The sequence below is a fragment of the Nocardia sp. NPDC004654 genome, assembly GCF_040609595.1.
Taxonomy (GTDB): domain Bacteria; phylum Actinomycetota; class Actinomycetes; order Mycobacteriales; family Mycobacteriaceae; genus Nocardia.
In genome coordinates this window covers 1,140,816-1,156,567 of record NZ_JBEXKI010000001.1, presented here as the reverse complement: position 1 = coordinate 1,156,567, position 15,752 = coordinate 1,140,816, and the positions used below count along the sequence as shown (strand labels likewise).

General features: G+C 69.4%; 15 protein-coding genes. 7 read left to right on the top strand and 8 right to left on the bottom strand.

Annotation, left to right across the window (positions count from 1 at the left end; genetic code table 11):
* Positions 1–10: 10 nt before the first annotated feature.
* On the bottom strand, positions 11–589 hold the full coding sequence (locus tag ABZV58_RS05385; RefSeq protein ID WP_354998908.1) for a TIGR03086 family metal-binding protein: 579 nt from the start codon (positions 587–589) through the stop codon (positions 11–13).
* A 150-nt stretch (positions 590–739) separates the two neighbouring features.
* Here ABZV58_RS05385 and ABZV58_RS05380 point away from each other — a divergent pair, with 150 nt between their 5' ends.
* Both ABZV58_RS05380 and ABZV58_RS05375 read left to right on the top strand, forming a co-directional pair.
* On the top strand, positions 740–976 hold the full coding sequence (locus tag ABZV58_RS05380; RefSeq protein ID WP_354998907.1) for a hypothetical protein: 237 nt from the start codon (positions 740–742) through the stop codon (positions 974–976).
* 113 nt (positions 977–1,089) lie between these two features.
* Entirely contained in the window at positions 1,090–1,332 is a 243-nt protein-coding gene (locus ABZV58_RS05375; protein ID WP_354998906.1) for a hypothetical protein, read from the top strand.
* 18 nt (positions 1,333–1,350) lie between these two features.
* On the opposite strand, the gene menD is transcribed toward ABZV58_RS05375, so the two are convergent.
* From menD to ABZV58_RS05360, 3 genes are all read right to left on the bottom strand, one after another.
* Positions 1,351–2,991 (bottom strand): 2-succinyl-5-enolpyruvyl-6-hydroxy-3-cyclohexene-1-carboxylic-acid synthase, encoded by a 1,641-nt coding sequence (menD, locus tag ABZV58_RS05370; protein ID WP_354998905.1) that lies wholly within the window; start codon positions 2,989–2,991, stop codon positions 1,351–1,353.
* Positions 2,992–3,242: 251 nt separating this feature from the next.
* Positions 3,243–3,689 (bottom strand): hypothetical protein, encoded by a 447-nt coding sequence (locus ABZV58_RS05365; protein ID WP_067791381.1) that lies wholly within the window; start codon positions 3,687–3,689, stop codon positions 3,243–3,245.
* A gap of 131 nt (positions 3,690–3,820) precedes the next feature.
* Positions 3,821–4,546: a PaaI family thioesterase gene (locus tag ABZV58_RS05360; RefSeq protein WP_354998904.1), complete on the bottom strand. Its 726-nt coding sequence runs from the start codon at positions 4,544–4,546 to the stop codon at positions 3,821–3,823.
* 102 nt (positions 4,547–4,648) lie between these two features.
* On the opposite strand from ABZV58_RS05360, the gene ABZV58_RS05355 reads away from it, so the two are divergent.
* From ABZV58_RS05355 to menE, 3 genes are all read left to right on the top strand, one after another.
* Positions 4,649–5,542, top strand: a complete 894-nt coding sequence (locus ABZV58_RS05355; RefSeq protein ID WP_354998903.1) for a 1,4-dihydroxy-2-naphthoyl-CoA synthase — start codon at positions 4,649–4,651, stop codon at positions 5,540–5,542.
* Between the two features lie 17 nt (positions 5,543–5,559).
* A complete protein-coding gene (locus ABZV58_RS05350) occupies positions 5,560–5,952 on the top strand; it encodes a VOC family protein (RefSeq protein ID WP_354998902.1) in 393 nt (130 codons plus the stop codon).
* A 319-nt stretch (positions 5,953–6,271) separates the two neighbouring features.
* Positions 6,272–7,405 carry an o-succinylbenzoate--CoA ligase gene (menE, locus tag ABZV58_RS05345; RefSeq protein ID WP_354999042.1) on the top strand — a complete coding sequence of 378 codons (1,134 nt, stop codon included), beginning with the start codon at positions 6,272–6,274 and terminating at the stop codon, positions 7,403–7,405.
* Positions 7,406–7,665: 260 nt separating this feature from the next.
* On the opposite strand, the gene ABZV58_RS05340 is transcribed toward menE, so the two are convergent.
* Together ABZV58_RS05340 and ABZV58_RS05335 are read right to left on the bottom strand one after the other, a co-directional pair.
* A complete protein-coding gene (locus tag ABZV58_RS05340) occupies positions 7,666–8,535 on the bottom strand; it encodes a 1,4-dihydroxy-2-naphthoate polyprenyltransferase (protein ID WP_354998901.1) in 870 nt (289 codons plus the stop codon).
* A 58-nt stretch (positions 8,536–8,593) separates the two neighbouring features.
* A complete protein-coding gene (locus ABZV58_RS05335; RefSeq protein WP_354998900.1) occupies positions 8,594–9,052 on the bottom strand; it encodes an SRPBCC family protein in 459 nt (152 codons plus the stop codon).
* 222 nt (positions 9,053–9,274) lie between these two features.
* Between ABZV58_RS05335 and ABZV58_RS05330 the strand changes: the two genes are divergently transcribed.
* On the top strand, positions 9,275–12,604 hold the full coding sequence (locus tag ABZV58_RS05330; RefSeq protein ID WP_354998899.1) for a BTAD domain-containing putative transcriptional regulator: 3,330 nt from the start codon (positions 9,275–9,277) through the stop codon (positions 12,602–12,604).
* A gap of 99 nt (positions 12,605–12,703) precedes the next feature.
* On the opposite strand, the gene ABZV58_RS05325 is transcribed toward ABZV58_RS05330, so the two are convergent.
* Positions 12,704–13,540 (bottom strand): ABC transporter permease, encoded by an 837-nt coding sequence (locus ABZV58_RS05325; RefSeq protein ID WP_354998898.1) that lies wholly within the window; start codon positions 13,538–13,540, stop codon positions 12,704–12,706.
* Entirely contained in the window at positions 13,537–14,517 is a 981-nt protein-coding gene (locus ABZV58_RS05320) for an ATP-binding cassette domain-containing protein (RefSeq protein WP_354998897.1), read from the bottom strand. The genes ABZV58_RS05325 and ABZV58_RS05320 overlap by 4 nt, the downstream gene beginning before the upstream one ends.
* Positions 14,518–14,575: 58 nt before the next feature.
* Between ABZV58_RS05320 and ABZV58_RS05315 the strand changes: the two genes are divergently transcribed.
* Positions 14,576–15,733, top strand: coding sequence for an oxidoreductase (locus ABZV58_RS05315; RefSeq protein ID WP_354998896.1), 1,158 nt, complete (start codon positions 14,576–14,578; stop codon positions 15,731–15,733).
* The last annotated feature ends 19 nt before the right edge of the window (positions 15,734–15,752 follow it).

The following is a 15,752-nucleotide window of genomic DNA, read 5'->3' as shown; positions in this document are numbered from 1 at the left end:
GCGGCGGCGACTACGCCGACCAGTTCGGGTCGCGACCCGTCAGGCCGATCACCCGGTCGACAAGCTCTGCGTCGGCGGGCACCTCGACCACCGGCCCGAAAAGGCCCGGGGTACCGGAGAGCGGGGTCTCGCGGAGGAAGTCGAACAGGATCGCCGCGTGCGATTCGGCGCAGCCGAACGGTTGGCCGGTGGCCTTGGCCAGGTCCCAGCCGTGCACGACGACCTCGTCCAGCGCGATCACCGCCATCACGATCGCGGCTTCGCGCACGCCGCCCGCCTCGGTCTCGCCCTCCCACGCCTCCGGCTCCCGCCAGGCCGCGACCAGTGCCTTCAGCTGGGCGGGGATACGCGTGCGCCAGTCGTCGGGCAGCTTCGAGTCGTGCTCGAGGGCGGGCGAGGTGCTGTTGCCGACGGATTCCTTGGTCGCGGCCTGCCGGAACGCCTCGGTCAGTTCTAGGACGTGATCGAGCAGCGCGGCCACGGTCGTGTCGGCGCAGGGCGTCGGCGCGGCGAGCTGGTCGTCGGTGATACCGGCGACCACGGTCTCCAGTGCGGTGGCGGCGGGCTCGAAATCGAAGGTGGGGGTCATCGGGTCTCCATAAGCCGGATGTGCGAGGTCTGCGTGAGTTGAGACTCGGCGGGCGCGCGGAATTCATCGGTGCCGCGCGACGATGCCCGCGATGCCCTCCGCGACCAACTCGTAACGGCGAAAAGCCCTGGAAAAGGGGAGAATTGGTAGATGAAGGGTGATCGGGTGGAGATCGTCGTCGACGTCGGTGACGGCTCTCGAAGTTACGAAATCGCGGCGACGCGCGCGGGGCGGCGGGTCGAGGTGCGCATCGCGCGCGGAGTGGTCGAGGTCAGCGAGGTGACGCGGACCGGCGTCGCGGTCCGCACGGCGCGGTTCATGGCCGGGCGAACCCTCGCGCTCGTGGAGCATCCGGCAGACAGGGGCGCGGCCGTCGAGGGGGAATGAGGGCATCGACCGCACCGATCGCCGGGCGCGAATCTCGACACCGCTGGACTGTTGACCGCGCTGCCGACTGGGTATACCCCCTGCGGGAGAGCACCAGCGGAGAGGAGCACACGATGATCGATCGCAGCACGCCGCGCACGTTGGACGACGCGCCGGAGGCCGACCGCGTCGAGCAGTCCACGCCCGCTTACCAAACGGACGACGCCGACACCGACGACCGGGCCGTCGCGGAAACCGCCGTCGCACGCGAGGCGAGCACCGCGGTCGATCGCGACGTCTGGTCCGCGAACGAGGCCGACCTCATCGAGCAGGCCATTCCCGTGCCGCTCGACGACGAGGACCGCGACACCGAATAGCCGGTCGCGGCGGCGGACTCAGGTCGCGATCTTGGCCCGCACGGTGGCGTGCAGCTCGCGCAGGCTGGATCGTTCGGTGGCCACCTCGAGCACGCGCAGGCCGTGCGCGCGCTCGGCCAACTCGGCCGCCAGCTGCTCGGTGTCGACTTGCCGGTGCGGGATGCGGTAGGCCGCGCACAACGCGGCCAGATCCATGCCGTGCGGTGTGCCGAAGACGCGCTCGAACACGCCCGCGTACTGCGGGTCGCCCTGTTCGAGCAGCTCGAAGATGCCGCCGCCGTCGTCGTTGGCGACCACGATCGTCAGGTCGGCGGGCCGCGGCTCGCCCGGCCCGATCAGCAGCCCGGACGCGTCGTGTAGGAAAGTCAGATCGCCGATCAGCGCGACGGTGCGGCCGTCGTGCGCCAAGGCGGCGCCGACCGCCGACGACACCGTTCCGTCGATGCCCGCGACACCGCGGTTCGACAGCACCTTGATACCGGGGCGCGGATGCGAGACGAGCGCCGCGTCGCGCACCGGATTGGACGCGCCGAGCAGCAGCTGATCGCCCTCGTGCAGCGAATCCATGACGACCGCCGCCACATGCAGGCCGGTCGGCTTCGGGTGCTTGGCCAGCGCCTCACGCACCACTTGCTCGGCGTTGGCGTTCACCGCGCGGCAGTGCGCGAGCCATTCCGCGCGCGGCGTTCCCGTCGTGATCGCGCGGGTTCCGGTCCCGACCACATTGCCGGACACATCGGGCCAGCGCGGACCGGTGGTCAGCGCGAAGACCGTGACGGACGGGTCGGCGAGCACCTTGGACACCTGCCGGTGCAGGGTCGGCCGCCCGGTGATGATGGCCTGCTTCGGCTTCAGCAGCGGCAGGGCCAGCGGATGCAGCGCGGGGCCGTGCATGGGGGCGGTCGGCTCCGCGACGGTCGGCAGCTCGGCGAGTTCGGGACGCAGGCCGGCGCCGTGTCCGGAGATCACCACGGTGTCCGGGGTCAGATCGATGTCGAGCGGCACGTCCAGTGTCGCGTACTGCGTCGCGGTCCAGGGCCGATCACCCGCGCGTCCCTCCGGACCGGCGTCGGCGGCCGGATCCGGCACCAGCGGCTCGCGCAGCGGAATGTCGAAGTGGACCGGACCCGCGTTGCCCGAACGCGTGCCGCGGGCCGCGGCGAGCACCCGGCACACCGCCGAGCGCCACACGCTGTTCTGCTGGCCGTACGGGCCGCTTCCGTTACCGCTCGGCTCGCCCTCCGCCAGCCCGAGGCTGATGGTGGCGCGCACCTGGCTACCGAACAGGCCGAGCTGCTCGACGGTCTGATTGGCGCCGGTTCCGAGCATCTCGTAGGGCCGATTGGCGCTCAGCACGATCAGCGGAACCCGCGCGTAGTTGGCTTCCAGCACCGCGGGACCGAGGTTCGCGACAGCCGTGCCGGAGGTCATCACCACAGGGACCGGATTGCCGCCCGCGATCGCCAGACCGATGGCGAGAAAGCCCGCGGTCCGCTCATCGATGCGCATGTGCAGCCGCAACCGCCCGGCCGCGTCGGCGGCTTGCAGCGCGAAGGCCAGCGGAGCGTTGCGCGAGCCGGGGCACAGCACCACATCGCGGACACCTCCGCGCACGAGTTCGTCGACGACTACTCGAGCCTGAGCGGTAGACGGGTTCACGCCACCAGCCTCTCAGACAGTAACCCCGCCGTCTCCGTCACCCTGGTCACAGTGTTGGTTGGCGCGCTGGCGCGCGCGTGTTCGTAAGACTCGCCCTCGGGGTGGTTGGGAGGGCGGGATCGAGCGTTCGGGTTGGAGTGCACGCCGTTCGGGCGTTCGGCGCGGCGCATCGATGCGCGGCGGGGCTGTGCAAGGGACGCGGTCGCACGCCGAGTTCTAGCCGGAACTCGGCGTGCGGGGGTCGCGCGCGATCAGTTCGCGTGGCGCTGCACCAGGTCGCCGAGGCGCGGCAGGGCCTCGATGACGTTCTTCTTGGCCGAGGAGCGCATCGAGGAGTAGACCTTCTGCAGCGCGGGGCGCGAGGAGGACTCGGCGCGAGCGTCGGTCACCTGGAGCAACGCCTCGGCGACCTCGTCGGACTTGGCAACGAGCAGGTCGGCGAACTGGCCCGAACCCGAAGCCTTGTACTCCTGCCAGAACGGCTCCAGCTGCTCGACCAGCTTGGGGGCCAACGACTCCAGCGCGTCCGGGACGATGGACGGGCTGATCTTCTTCACCGCCGCGTATCCGCCCTTGACCGCCAGGCCGGACGCGCCACCCTTATCCGACACCTCGGCGTCCAGAACCTCCTTGGCATCGGCAAGGAAGGCCGAGCGCTTCGCGTCGTCGAGCAGGGATTCAGACAGTGCTGCAACCACTTTCAGGTTCCTCCGAAATAGATGTCGATGAACGAGCGCACGCCACTATACGCACTGGTGCGCGCGGTCACACGAGCTACTTCCGCTCACGACTCCTCCTCGCTGGCGCCGGTTCGCTCGCCGACGCTCGCTCACGGCTGCCATGGCAGCAACTGGACCATCAGCCCTTCACAATCGGCGAGCAAATCGCCCTGCTCATCGCGCAATTCGGCGGTGATGAAGGTCTTGCGGCCCTCGATGCGGTCGACGCGTCCGCACACCGTCAGCGTCCGCTCCAGCGGAGTTACTTTGCGGTAGTTGACGTGCAGGTAGGCCGTGCGGCTGATCGGCCTGCCCGCGTAGTGCACGATCATGCCGAGCAGGTCGTCGAACAGCAGCGGAAGCACGCCGCCGTGCGCGGCGCCGTTGCCGCCGAGGTGGAATCGGCGGAACTCGCCCGTCATGGTGATGCCGTCCGGCCCGGCCGAGACCACCTGCCAGGGCAGCAACAACAGACTGCCGCGTCCGGGCAGCTCCACCGCGCGTCCGGCTGGACCCTGCAATTCCGGTGCGCGATACGGCTCGAGCAGCTCGGCGAGTTCCTTGGCCTTGGCCAGCGCTTCGCCGAACACTTCGTCCGGCGCGTCGACGGAAACCGCCAGATCCTGCAAGGTCCGCATGGCGTCGACGAATGGCCCGAAATTCGAGCCGATCTGCGCGCGGGACACTTTCGGGAAGCCGCCGTGCTTCTCGTACCGGTTCTCGTCCACCGCGCTGCGATCGATGCGCGGGCGGATCGCCGTCCCGTTGGAACGCTGCGCACCCGATTCGGCTGCGGCCGCGGCACTATCTGGAACAGGTTTCACACGCTCGCTCATACCTGCACGGTAACGCGTAGTTTTACACCGTCAAGTCCTCGACGCCGCAACGCACCGAAGTCGCTGGCACCGGATCTTCGGCCGCGGGCAATAATCACAAGCGTGACGTTCAATCCCAAGCTGTGGCGACCGGTCCCCGGATTCGAGAACCTGACCGACATCACCTACCACCGCCATATCGAGCAGGGCACGGTGCGGGTGGCGTTCGATCGCCCCGAGGTCCGCAACGCATTTCGCCCGCACACCGTCGACGAGCTCTACCGGGTGCTCGACCACGCGCGGATGACCTCCGACGTCGGCGCGGTCCTGATCACCGGCAACGGCCCGAGCCCCAAGGACGGCGGCTGGGCCTTCTGCTCCGGCGGCGACCAGCGCATCCGCGGCCGCAGCGGTTACCAGTACGCCAGCGGCGATACCGCCGACACCGTCGACCAGGCGCGCGCGGGCAGGTTGCACATCCTGGAGGTGCAGCGCCTGATCCGCTTCATGCCCAAGGTCGTCATCGCCCTGGTCAACGGCTGGGCCGCGGGCGGAGGACACAGCCTGCACGTGGTCTGCGACCTGACCCTGGCCAGCCGCGAGCACGCCAGGTTCAAGCAGACCGACGCCGACGTGGGCAGCTTCGACGGCGGCTACGGCAGCGCGTACCTGGCCAAGATGGTGGGCCAGAAGTTCGCCCGCGAGATCTTCTTCCTCGGCCGCCCCTACACCGCCGAGGAAATGCACCAGATGGGCGCGGTCAACAAGGTCGTCGACCACGCCGAGCTCGAGGACGTCGCGCTGGAGTGGACCGCCGACATCAACGGCAAGTCCCCGCAGGCCCAGCGCATGCTCAAGTACGCGTTCAACCTGCTCGACGACGGGCTGGTCGGCCAGCAGCTGTTCGCGGGCGAAGCCACCCGCATGGCGTACATGACCGACGAAGCCGTCGAAGGCCGCGACGCGTTCCTGGAGAAGCGCAAGCCGGACTGGACGCCCTACCCCTGGTACTTCTGACGAAGGGACTGGCCCACATGGAAATCCTCAGCAGCAGGGTGATTCTGCGGCCCGGGAACTACGCGAAAACGCTCGAGTTCTATCGCGACGGGCTCGGTCTCGCGATCGCCAGGGAATATCCAGGTGGAACCGTTTTCTTCGCTGGACAGTCGCTGGTCGAGGTCGCGGGGCACGGCGGGGCCGGTACCTCGACGGCTTTCAACGGCGCGATCTGGTTGCAGGTGCGCGATGTCTCCAATGCCGCGGTCGAGCTCGCGCTGAAGGGAATTCCCATCGATCGGGCGCCCGAGCGGGAGCCGTGGGGCCTGATCGAAATGTGGATACGGGACCCGGACGGCGTGCCGATCGTGCTCGTGGAGATTCCGCCGGAACATCCGATTCGCCGGGATTCCCGCTGGTCGGACGACTGATCGCGGCGTCGCGAGCGGACCGGGGTCCGAATGCCGAGTTGCCAAGGGCTGTCCCGGCGAGGACGATAGCGCTCTGACGGCCGCCCGGCCGCCGATGTCCGGGCGAGTGCCGTCCGCGTCCCGTCCGACGAGTGAATCGCAGTCTCGATGTCTGGCCTATCCGAGCCCCATTCCTTCGGGGCGGCCGCACTCCGCGCGCGCCGCCCCAGCAAACCGACCCGTTCCGCGCGCGGCGGCGCGGGCATGACACGATCGCTGTCGTGATGGAACCGAGCGACGGCGAGGTGCGGTCGTGACCAATACGCTGCGGACGCTGCCGATGCCCACCGGATCCGGCCTGGGCGACGTGCTGCCGCATCTGCGAGAAGCGCTGGAAGGCAACGGCCCCGCGTGGCTGCCCATTCCGACCAGCGACCGCAGGGAGGCCCGTCGGCTCAGCGACGCGCTCTCGCCCGGCGAGACGATCGACGACGACGTGGCGCTGGTGGTCACCACCTCCGGCACCACCGGCGTGCCCAAGGGCGCGATGCTCAGCGCCTCCGCCTTGCGCGCCAGCGGCACCGCGACCCACGACCGGCTCGGCGGCCCGGGCGCCTGGCTGCTCGCGCTGCCCACCCACCACATCGCCGGTATCCAGGTGCTCTTGCGCAGCATCCTGGCGGGCACCGAACCCACAGTGCTCGACGTCTCCGGCGGTTTCCTGCCCGAGGCGCTGGCCGGCGCGGTGGCGGGCATGCGCGGCTCGCGCCGCTACACCGCCCTGGTGCCGACCCAGCTCATCAAGGCTCTCGACGCGCCCGGCGCGGCCGAGGCGCTCGCCGAACTCGACGCGGTGCTCGTCGGCGGCGCGGCCACCCCGGTTCCGGTCTACGAGCGCGCGAAAGCGGCCGGTATCAACGTCGTTCGCACCTACGGCATGAGCGAGACCTGCGGCGGCTGCGTCTACGAAGGCGTGCCGCTGGAGGGTGCCGAGGTGCGCATCGAGGACGGCCGCGTCCTGCTCGGCGGCGCCATGATCGCCCGCGGCTACCGCGGCCAGCCAGACCATCCCGCCTTCGCCGAACCCGGTTGGTTCCGCACCGAGGACGCGGGCACTTTCGAGAACGGCGTCCTGCACATCACCGGACGGCTGGACGAGGCCATCATGACGGGCGGGTTGCTGGTCATCCCGCAGGTGGTGGAGGCCGTGCTGGTCACCCATCCGTCCATCAGCGAGTGCGTGGTGCTCGGCCTGCCCGACGAGCGGCTCGGCCAGCGCGTGGCGGTCGCGGTGGTGCCCACGGCAGGCGCGACACCGACACTCGAGGAGTTGCGCGACCACGTCGTCCGTGAACTCGACGCCATCGCCGCGCCCCGCGAGTTGGCGCTGCTGGACGAACTGCCGCTGCACGGACCGGGGAAGCCCAATCGGGCGAAGCTTCGTCAGCTGTTGATCGCTCAGTCCCCCAACTGAGGTCCTCTTCGTACGCCTCGCAGCGCGGGGAACCCGCGAGGCGTACGTGGAGGTGGTCGGCCTCTCTGCCCAGCGACAAGGGAGTGACTGCCGCTGTGGGAGAGGGGCAGGTCAGGGCAGCGATTTGAACAGCACGGTGGCGACGCGGTTCGCATCGTGGCATGGGTTGCCCACATCGGTCTGGACGCGAATGTTGCGTACCGCGAGCACGATGCTGCCGAATTCGGCCGGGGTGGCGATATCGCAGCCCCACCCTCGATTCAGGCGAAGCCGAGAGCCAGCGCCGTCAGCGTCGACCAGGCCAGCAGGGCGAGGCCGGAATCACGCAGTGCCGGAATGAGTTCCAGGCCGTTGCCGCCCGAGCGCACGGGCGCGTTGGCGCGCACCGCGAGCGGGACGGCCAACAAGCCGACCAGGGCGAACGGAGTGCGGATCACCAGCAACAGGGTGACCACGAACGGCACCGCGAGCAGCGCGAGGTGCAGGGTGCGCGTGCGCGGATCACCGAGTTTGACCGCGAGCGTGGTCTTTCCGGACTCGGTGTCGGTGGGGATGTCGCGCAGGTTGTTGGCCACCAGCACCGCGCTGGAGAACGAGCCGACCGCCACCGCGAGCGCCGCACCGACCCAGTCGACCCGCTCGGCCTGCACGAACTCGGTGCCGAGCACGGCCACCAACCCGAAGAACACGAACACCGCGAGCTCGCCGAAACCGCTGTAGCCGTAAGGCTTGTTGCCGCCGGTGTAGAACCAGGCGCCCGCCAGGCAGGCCAAGCCGACCAGCAGCAGCCACCAGGCCGTAGTCGCCACCAAGACCAGGCCGAGGACGGCGCCGATCGCCAGGCTCAGGATCGCGGCGTTCTTGACGGCGGCGGGCGAGGCGAGCTTCGACCCGACCAGCCGCAACGGGCCGACGCGCTCGTCGTCGGTTCCCCTGATGCCGTCGGAGTAATCGTTGGCGTAGTTGACGCCGATGATCAGCGCCAGCGAGACCAGCAGCGCCAGAACGGCTTTCCACCACACCGCGGCGTCGAGCGAGGCCGCTGCCCCGGTGCCCGCGATGACCGGAGCGATAGCGTTCGGCAGGGTGCGGGGCCGTGCGCCCTCGATCCATTGCGCTGCTGTAGCCATGAAAGCAGCCTAGTCGGCGGGGTCGGGCGTGGCCCGTCGACAGCCCGCGCCCGGCCGCTCAGGCTTCGGCCGTGGCCTTCAACCGGGTGAGTCCCTTGTCGAAGTCCTTGCCGACCAGCCGGTCCATCGAGATCACCTTGCCGAGCAGCGCCATCAGGCCCTGCTGCTGACCGCTCATCCGCCACACCACCTCGGTGGCGCCGGTCTCGGTCGGGTTCAGCTCGAAGACGACGTCGTTGGTCGCCTTGAAGGGCTTGAGGAACTCGAGCCGGACCCCGATCTCGCGTTCGTCGTCGGCGACCAGCTCCATGCTGCCCGCGCCCGCCTTGCGGTTGCCGCTCCAGGCGTAGTGCGCGCCGACGCCGGATTCCGCGCCGGAGTAGGTGCGCTGTAGCTGCGGGTCGAGGTCCTCCCACGGGGACCACTTGGTCCACTCCCGGAAGTTGTCGATGAGCGCGTGGATGCGCGCGGGCGGGGCCGAGATGACTATGCGCCGGACCACTTCGAAGTCAGCCATGCGGACAGAGTAGTGCGCGCTGCTGGACGTAGCCCGCCGACAGACCGCGCAGGAACTGAGCACGTGCGCGAGGTACAGATAGCGACACTCCTGCGCAGGGGGGTACCGGAAAACGATGTCGGCCTCGACGGAGCGCTCGCATACGATGACCACGGCATGTTTCCAGATCGGCGCGGCCCTGACGGCCCGAATCCCCTCGCTACGCCAAGCGGCGCATCGGTCGTGGTGGCCCTCCTCGGCGAGGTCGCGCTGCGCCGCGACGACGCGCTCACACCCGTACCCGGCACCCGCTCCCGCCTGCTGCTCACCGCGCTCGCGCTGCGACCGGGCCGCAGCCGCAGCGCACCGGCGCTGATCGAGGACGTGTGGGCCGAGCAGCCGCCGCGTTCGCCGATGAACGCGCTGCACACCCAGGTCTCCCGGCTGCGCTCGGCGCTGCCCGACGGCGCGCTGGAGATCGGCCCCGCGGGCTACCGCCTCACCTTCGCGCCGGAACAAGTCGACCTGACGCTCGGCGGCGAATTACTGACCCGCGCCCGCCGTGCGCTCGCGGCCGCGGACTTCGCCGCCTGCCTCGATTCCGTGCGCACGGCACGAGAGCTGTGGCGCGGCGAGCCCGCTGCGGATCTGGCCCCAGGCGAACTCGCGGAGGAACTACGCCGGACCGCGGGTTCGCTGGCGACCGAACTGGACGCGATCGAACTGACCGCGCGCGAATCCGGCGGCGACATTCGCGGCGCATTGGACCTCGCGCGCCGCCGCTGCGCCGCCGAACCTTTCGACGAATCCGCCCAGCTGAACCTCATGCGTCTGCTGGCAAGGGCCGATCGGTCGAACGAGGCGCTGGAATCTTTCGCGGCTTTCCGCACCCGCCTGGCCGATCAGCTCGGCGCCGATCCTGGCCGGGCGCTGGTCGAGTTTAACACCGCAATCCTGCGCGGTGCGGTCATCGGCGGTCCGGCCGCGATCGGGTCGGACGGTGCGGGCGATTCCGTCGCTGCCGTGCTCCGGGCACCGAACACGATCACGACCCATACGCAGCTCCGCACCGACACGCCGCACGAGGCGATCGGCTTGCGCGCCGCGCCGAACGCACTGCTGGGCAGGGACACCGATCTCGACGCACTGGTCGAACTGCTGCGCGCCGCCCGCGTGGTCACCGTCCTCGGAACGGGCGGCACCGGAAAGACGCGGGTGGCCAATGAAATCGGGGCCAGGGTGGCGCGGCACGGATCCGTGGTGCTCGTCGAACTCGCCTCGGTGCGGTCGACCTCTGTCGCGGACGCGCGCGCCGACATCGAGTCCGCGATCAGTACGACGCTCGGTATCGGCGAGGTGGTGCGCGAGCCGGGACTGTTGCGGCCAGGACGAATCGACGCCGGTCAGCGACTGCGCGAGGCGCTGTCGGCCCGACCGATGCTACTGATCCTGGACAACTGCGAACATCTCATCGATGCCGTGGCCGAGGTCGTCGCCGACTTGATCGGCGGCTGCGAGCAGCTGACGGTACTGACCACCAGCCGCGCCCCGCTGGCCATCAGCGCCGAGAGCGTCTATCCCCTGGCGCCCTTGGCCATCGACGCCGCGGGCTCGCCCGCCACCGACCTGTTCAGCGCGCGGGCCCGCGCGGTGCGTCCGACGGTTCGCTTGGATCCGGACGCCGTCGCCAGGCTGTGCGCGATGCTCGACGGCCTGCCGCTGGCCATCGAATTGGCCGCGGCTCGCGCTCGAACCATGAGTGTGGAAGAGATCGAATCCCGGTTGGAGCACCGGTTCGCGCTGCTGCGCGGTGGTGACCGCTCCTCACCGGAACGCCACCGCACGCTGCACGCGGTGATCGCGTGGAGCTGGAACCTGCTGGATCCGCCGCAGCAGGCGACGCTGCGCCGAATGTGCCGATTCCCAGCGGGTTTCACGCTCTCCGCGGCGGAGTCGGTAGCGGGCGGACCGGACGTTGGCGACGTGGCGGCCGCGGTGGACGGTCTGGTCGGCCAGTCGCTGCTCACCGTGCTCGAGGACGAGGACGGCACGCGCTATCGCATGCTGGAGACCGTCCGGGAATTCGGCGAGGAACAGCTGACCGCCGTGGACGAGGGCGAGCTGGTGATGCGGCGCATGTCGCACTGGGCGTCCGAATACGCGGTGACGGCCGCCCGGCGCTACCGCACCGACGAGCAGGTGAGCACGGTGCTGTCGGTCGCCGCCGAACTGGACAATCTCACCGCCGTGCTGCGGTACGCGCTGGACCGGGGCGATTCCGCGACGGTGTATCGGGTGTTTCCGGTCGCCGCGATGCTGTGGATGATTCGCGGTGCGCACCTGGAGTTGACGTCGTGGGCGCCGCGCGTGTTGCGCCTCACGCCCGAACCAGGACCCGCGCGCGGTGTCGTCGCGGATCTACGGATGCTGGCGGGCGTGGTGATCGGGCTGCACATGATCTACCTGAACTCCAGCCTGCGCCCGCTGGCGGCGGTGCGCGCGCGGGCCCGCGCGCTGCTTGGTACCGCGGTGGACATGAATCCCGGGCTGCGCCTCCTCGGCGACCTGCTCGTCGCGGACGTCTCGGGAAAGGGTGTGGCACGCAAGCTCGCCGAAGGCGCGCGTTCGCCCGATCCCGACGTACGGACGGCCGCCCTAATCGCGCGGGCGAACATCCGGGAGAACGCGGGCGACGTGCACGGGTCGGCGCGCGACGCGCTCGGCGCACTGCGGCTTGTCGAGCCCGCCGATCTGTGGGGCACGGCGATGGTCTGCCAGCACCTCGGTCAACTCGGCGGTCAGAGGGCACGCTACGCGGAGTCGGTGAACTATTACCGCCGTGCCGTCGAAGCGCTGCGCACCCTGCGCGCGCACGAGGAGATCGTGGAGATTCGCAGCTACCTCGCGGTCGCGCTGATCGGCATCGGCCGGGTGGATCAGGCGCGCGTGGAATTGTCCTTCGCGCTCGGATCTTCCGACGATCCGGCCTATCTCGCGCCGCTCGACGATCCGAACGTCCGGCGCAATCACCGGCTGGCCACGGTGTCGGCCGGAGTCGCGGAACTCGCGCTCGCCGAAGGCGATATCGATTCCGGCATGCGGTACTACCGGCGGTCGCTCGAATTGTTGGGCTGGCCCGAGGACGAGCTGACGCCTGGACCCGGCGGGCTGATGTTGGCCGGCGCCATGGTCGCCGCGCACGTGCTCCACAGACGTGTCGACGCCGCGACGGAGCTCACCGCCGAATTGGCCGCGGGCGCGGCGTGCCGTCTCGCCCAGCTCTACGACTTGCCGCAGATCGGCGCGGTGGCCTGCGGGGTCGGCTCGTATCTACTCGCCATCGATCCGGGCTCCGACCTCGGCATCGAACTGCTCGCGCTCTCCGCGAAGGTCGTTGCCCGACAGGATTATCCGTCGATGGTGGTGCAACGACACCTGGACCTGCACAAGCCGCGGGTCGGCGCGGAGCGATTGAGCGCCGCCCTCGGCTCGGCCGCCGGAATGCGCCGCAGGATCGGAGCCGCACGGATTATCGCGCTGCTGCGAGAGTTCAGCGGAACGCTGGACGCTTAGAAGTCACAAGTCGGTCCGCGAACCGCGCATCGCAGCGAAGGCGGAGGTACGTACAAGGGCCGGAACCCCTTTCGAGGAGTTCCGGCCCGCGGGCGTCGATCATGCCCTGCGCATGTACGCCTTGACCGTCAGCGGCGCGAAGATCGCGATCACCACCACCGAGCCGACCAACGACCACGCCAGGTTGCTGCTGTACACATTGCCGTTCATCAACTCTCGGGCCGCGTTCACCATGTAGTACACCGGGTTCGCGTGATTGATCGCCTGCATCCATCCCGGCATCGTGCTCACCAAGGCGAACGCGCCGGACATGAAGGTCAGCGGGAACATCACCATCATCGAAATGCCCTGCACCGAGGCAGCGCTCTTGCCGGTGACGCCGACCAGCGCCCAGATCCAGCTGATCGCGAACGAGCACAGCACGATGACCACCGTGGCGACCAGCACGCCGAGCACCCCGCCGCCGGGACGGTAACCCAGGCACAGGCCGACGATCACGGTGAGCACGGTGGCGATGCCGTAGCGCACCATGTCGGCGATCAGCGCACCGGCCAGCGCCGAGATGCGCGCGATCGGAAGGGATTTGAAGCGGTCGAAGACGCCCTTGTCCATGTCCTCGCGCAACTGGGTGCCGGTCACCACGGAGGTGAGCACCACGGTCTGCACCAGGATGCCCGGGATCAGAATCGGCAGGTAGTCGTGCACGTTGCCCGCGATGGCGCCGCCGAAGATGTAGGTGAACAGCGCCGTGAACAGGATCGGCTGGACGGTCACGTCGAACAGCTGCTCGGGCTTGTGCTTGATCTTGAGGATGCCGCGGTAGGCCATGGTCAGCGAGGTGGATACCGTCTGGCGGATGCCGATTCGGTTGTGCGCCTCGGGGATCCGGATCGGCGCTGCGGTGTGGTCGGTCGGTGGTGCGGTCAGTGTCGTCATGCCACGCTCCGTTCGTCGTCGTCGGCCGGGTGGCCGGTGATGGTCAGGAAGACCTCGTCCAGGCTCGGCTTGCTCACCGTGATCTCATCGATCGCGACTTCCCATTCGCGCAGCCGGATCAGCAGGTCGGTGGTGACGCTCGCGTCCGGGAGCGGCGCGGTGAGACGGCCTGCCTCCGGGGTGATCTGGGCGTCGACGCCGAGGAAATCGCCGACGATGCGGCGAGCTTCGGCGAGCTGGTCCCGATCGACCAGCGTCAGATGCAGCGAAGAGCCGCCGACGGAGGCCTTGAGTTCGTCGGCGGTGCCGTCGGCGATCACCTTGCCGCGGTCGATCACGGCGATCCGGTCGGCCAGCTGATCGGCCTCGTCCAGGTACTGGGTGGTCAGCAGGACCGTCGCGCCCTCGCGGACCAGACGGCGGATGGTGTCCCACATCTGCGCGCGGGTGCGCGGATCGAGGCCGGTGGTGGGTTCGTCGAGGAACAGCAGCGGCGGGGTGGCGATCAGGCTGGCCGCGAGGTCGAGGCGGCGGCGCATACCGCCGGAGAAGTTCTTCAGCGGCTTGTCCGCCGCCGCGGTGAGGTCGAACTCCTCGAGCAGTTCGCCTGCCCTACGCCGGGATTCGGCCCGGCTCAGGCCGAGCAGGCGAGAGAAGACGAACAGGTTCTCGGTGGCGGTCAGATCCTCGTCGACCGAGGCGTACTGGCCGGTGAGCCCGAGCAGCGACCGGACCGCGGTCGGCTCGGCGACCACGTCGTGGCCGAAGATCCTGGCCCGTCCGCCGTCGGGCCGCAGCAGCGTCGAGAGCATCCGGATGGTCGTGGTCTTGCCCGCGCCGTTCGGCCCGAGGACCCCGTACACCGAGCCCTGCGGCACCGCCAGGCTCACCCCGTCCACGGCCCGCTGCTCCCCGAACACCTTGACCAGAGCGTCCGCCTCGACAGCGAGCGCCGCATGTGGTGCGAAAGATTTCATACCCCGAACTCTGTCGCCCCACGCTTGCACCACCCTTGCACCACGATTGCGCGCACTCTTGCAGCACGCCGCCACGGCTTTCATCCGTGCCTCATCGGCACCTGCCAATTGCCCACGGCCAGCCGGGGCTGGTGACGATTCGCCGGCCGCGGCTCGAGACGAACGATGCGGCCGATCCCGCGGCGCCTCGATGACCTCTCCGCTCGAAGCCGACTTCTCCCGAGCTCGTTTTGGTAGATTTCGTTGCCGAACGAACCCTTCGGCCAGGAGGTTCGCGATGTTCTGGAATACAACCGACATCCCTGATCAGCGCGGCCGGAAAGCGGTGGTGACCGGGGCCAACAGTGGGCTCGGGCTGGAGACGGCCCGGCAACTGGCGGCGAAGGGCGCGCATGTCGTGATGGCTGTGCGCAATCAGAACAAGGCCGCGACCGCGATCGAAAGCATCCGCGCGACGACGCCGGACGCCTCCCTCGAGCTGGTGGCGCTCGATCTCTCCGCGCAGGCATCCGTCCACACGGCGAGCGAACAGATCCTCGGCGCACATCCGCGCATCGACCTGCTGATCAACAACGCGGGAGTGATGGCGACCGGCGAGGCGAAGACCGTCGACGGTTTCGAGATGCAGTTCGGTGTGGACCATCTGGGGCATTGGACCCTGACCGCGCTGCTGATGCCCGCGCTGCTGCGCGGCGCGCACGCTCGGGTCGTGACCGTGACGAGCACGGCCCATCACATGGGCCGCGCCGTAGATCCGGCCAATCCGCACCTCGAAGGTCGGTACGGGCCGTGGCGCGCGTATGGCCAGGCCAAGCTCGCGAACTTTCATTTCGGCCTGGGACTGCAGCGCGAGTTCGAGCGGGCGGGCGTGGGCGCGGCGAGCCTCATCGCGCACCCGGGCCTGTCGAACACCAACCTCCAAGCAGTCAGCGTGCAGGAATCCGGTGGCGGCGCGACGCAGCGGTTCAGTCGCTGGGCCGCTGTGCACACCGGTATGTCCGCGCCCGACGGGGCGCTGCCGCAGCTGCGCGCCGCGACGGACCCGGCCGCGAACGGCGGTGAGTTCTACGGTCCGCTGTTCGTCAACAACGGGCCGCCTGTGCGCAAACCGATCCTCCGCAAAATCGGCATGAGCGGCGCCATCGCCAAGCTGTGGGAGGTCTCCGAGCGTGAGACCGGAGTGCCGATCGACGTGTCCACCTCGGCGAGTAGGTGACTCAGGCCCTGAGGTTCCG

Excerpts from the sequence above, each read along its gene's own strand:
- menE (WP_354999042.1), top strand. The coding sequence starts at position 6,272 with ATGCCCACCGGATCCGGCCTGGGCGACGTGCTGCCGCATCTGCGAGAA.
- ABZV58_RS05380 (WP_354998907.1), top strand. The coding sequence starts at position 740 with ATGAAGGGTGATCGGGTGGAGATCGTCGTCGACGTCGGTGACGGCTCT.
- ABZV58_RS05360 (WP_354998904.1), bottom strand. The coding sequence starts at position 4,546 with ATGAGCGAGCGTGTGAAACCTGTTCCAGATAGTGCCGCGGCCGCAGCC.
- ABZV58_RS05385 (WP_354998908.1), bottom strand. The coding sequence starts at position 589 with ATGACCCCCACCTTCGATTTCGAGCCCGCCGCCACCGCACTGGAGACC.
- ABZV58_RS05350 (WP_354998902.1), top strand. The coding sequence starts at position 5,560 with ATGGAAATCCTCAGCAGCAGGGTGATTCTGCGGCCCGGGAACTACGCG.
- ABZV58_RS05325 (WP_354998898.1), bottom strand. The coding sequence starts at position 13,540 with ATGACGACACTGACCGCACCACCGACCGACCACACCGCAGCGCCGATC.
- ABZV58_RS05320 (WP_354998897.1), bottom strand. The coding sequence starts at position 14,517 with ATGAAATCTTTCGCACCACATGCGGCGCTCGCTGTCGAGGCGGACGCT.
- ABZV58_RS05340 (WP_354998901.1), bottom strand. The coding sequence starts at position 8,535 with ATGGCTACAGCAGCGCAATGGATCGAGGGCGCACGGCCCCGCACCCTG.
- ABZV58_RS05335 (WP_354998900.1), bottom strand. The coding sequence starts at position 9,052 with ATGGCTGACTTCGAAGTGGTCCGGCGCATAGTCATCTCGGCCCCGCCC.
- ABZV58_RS05375 (WP_354998906.1), top strand. The coding sequence starts at position 1,090 with ATGATCGATCGCAGCACGCCGCGCACGTTGGACGACGCGCCGGAGGCC.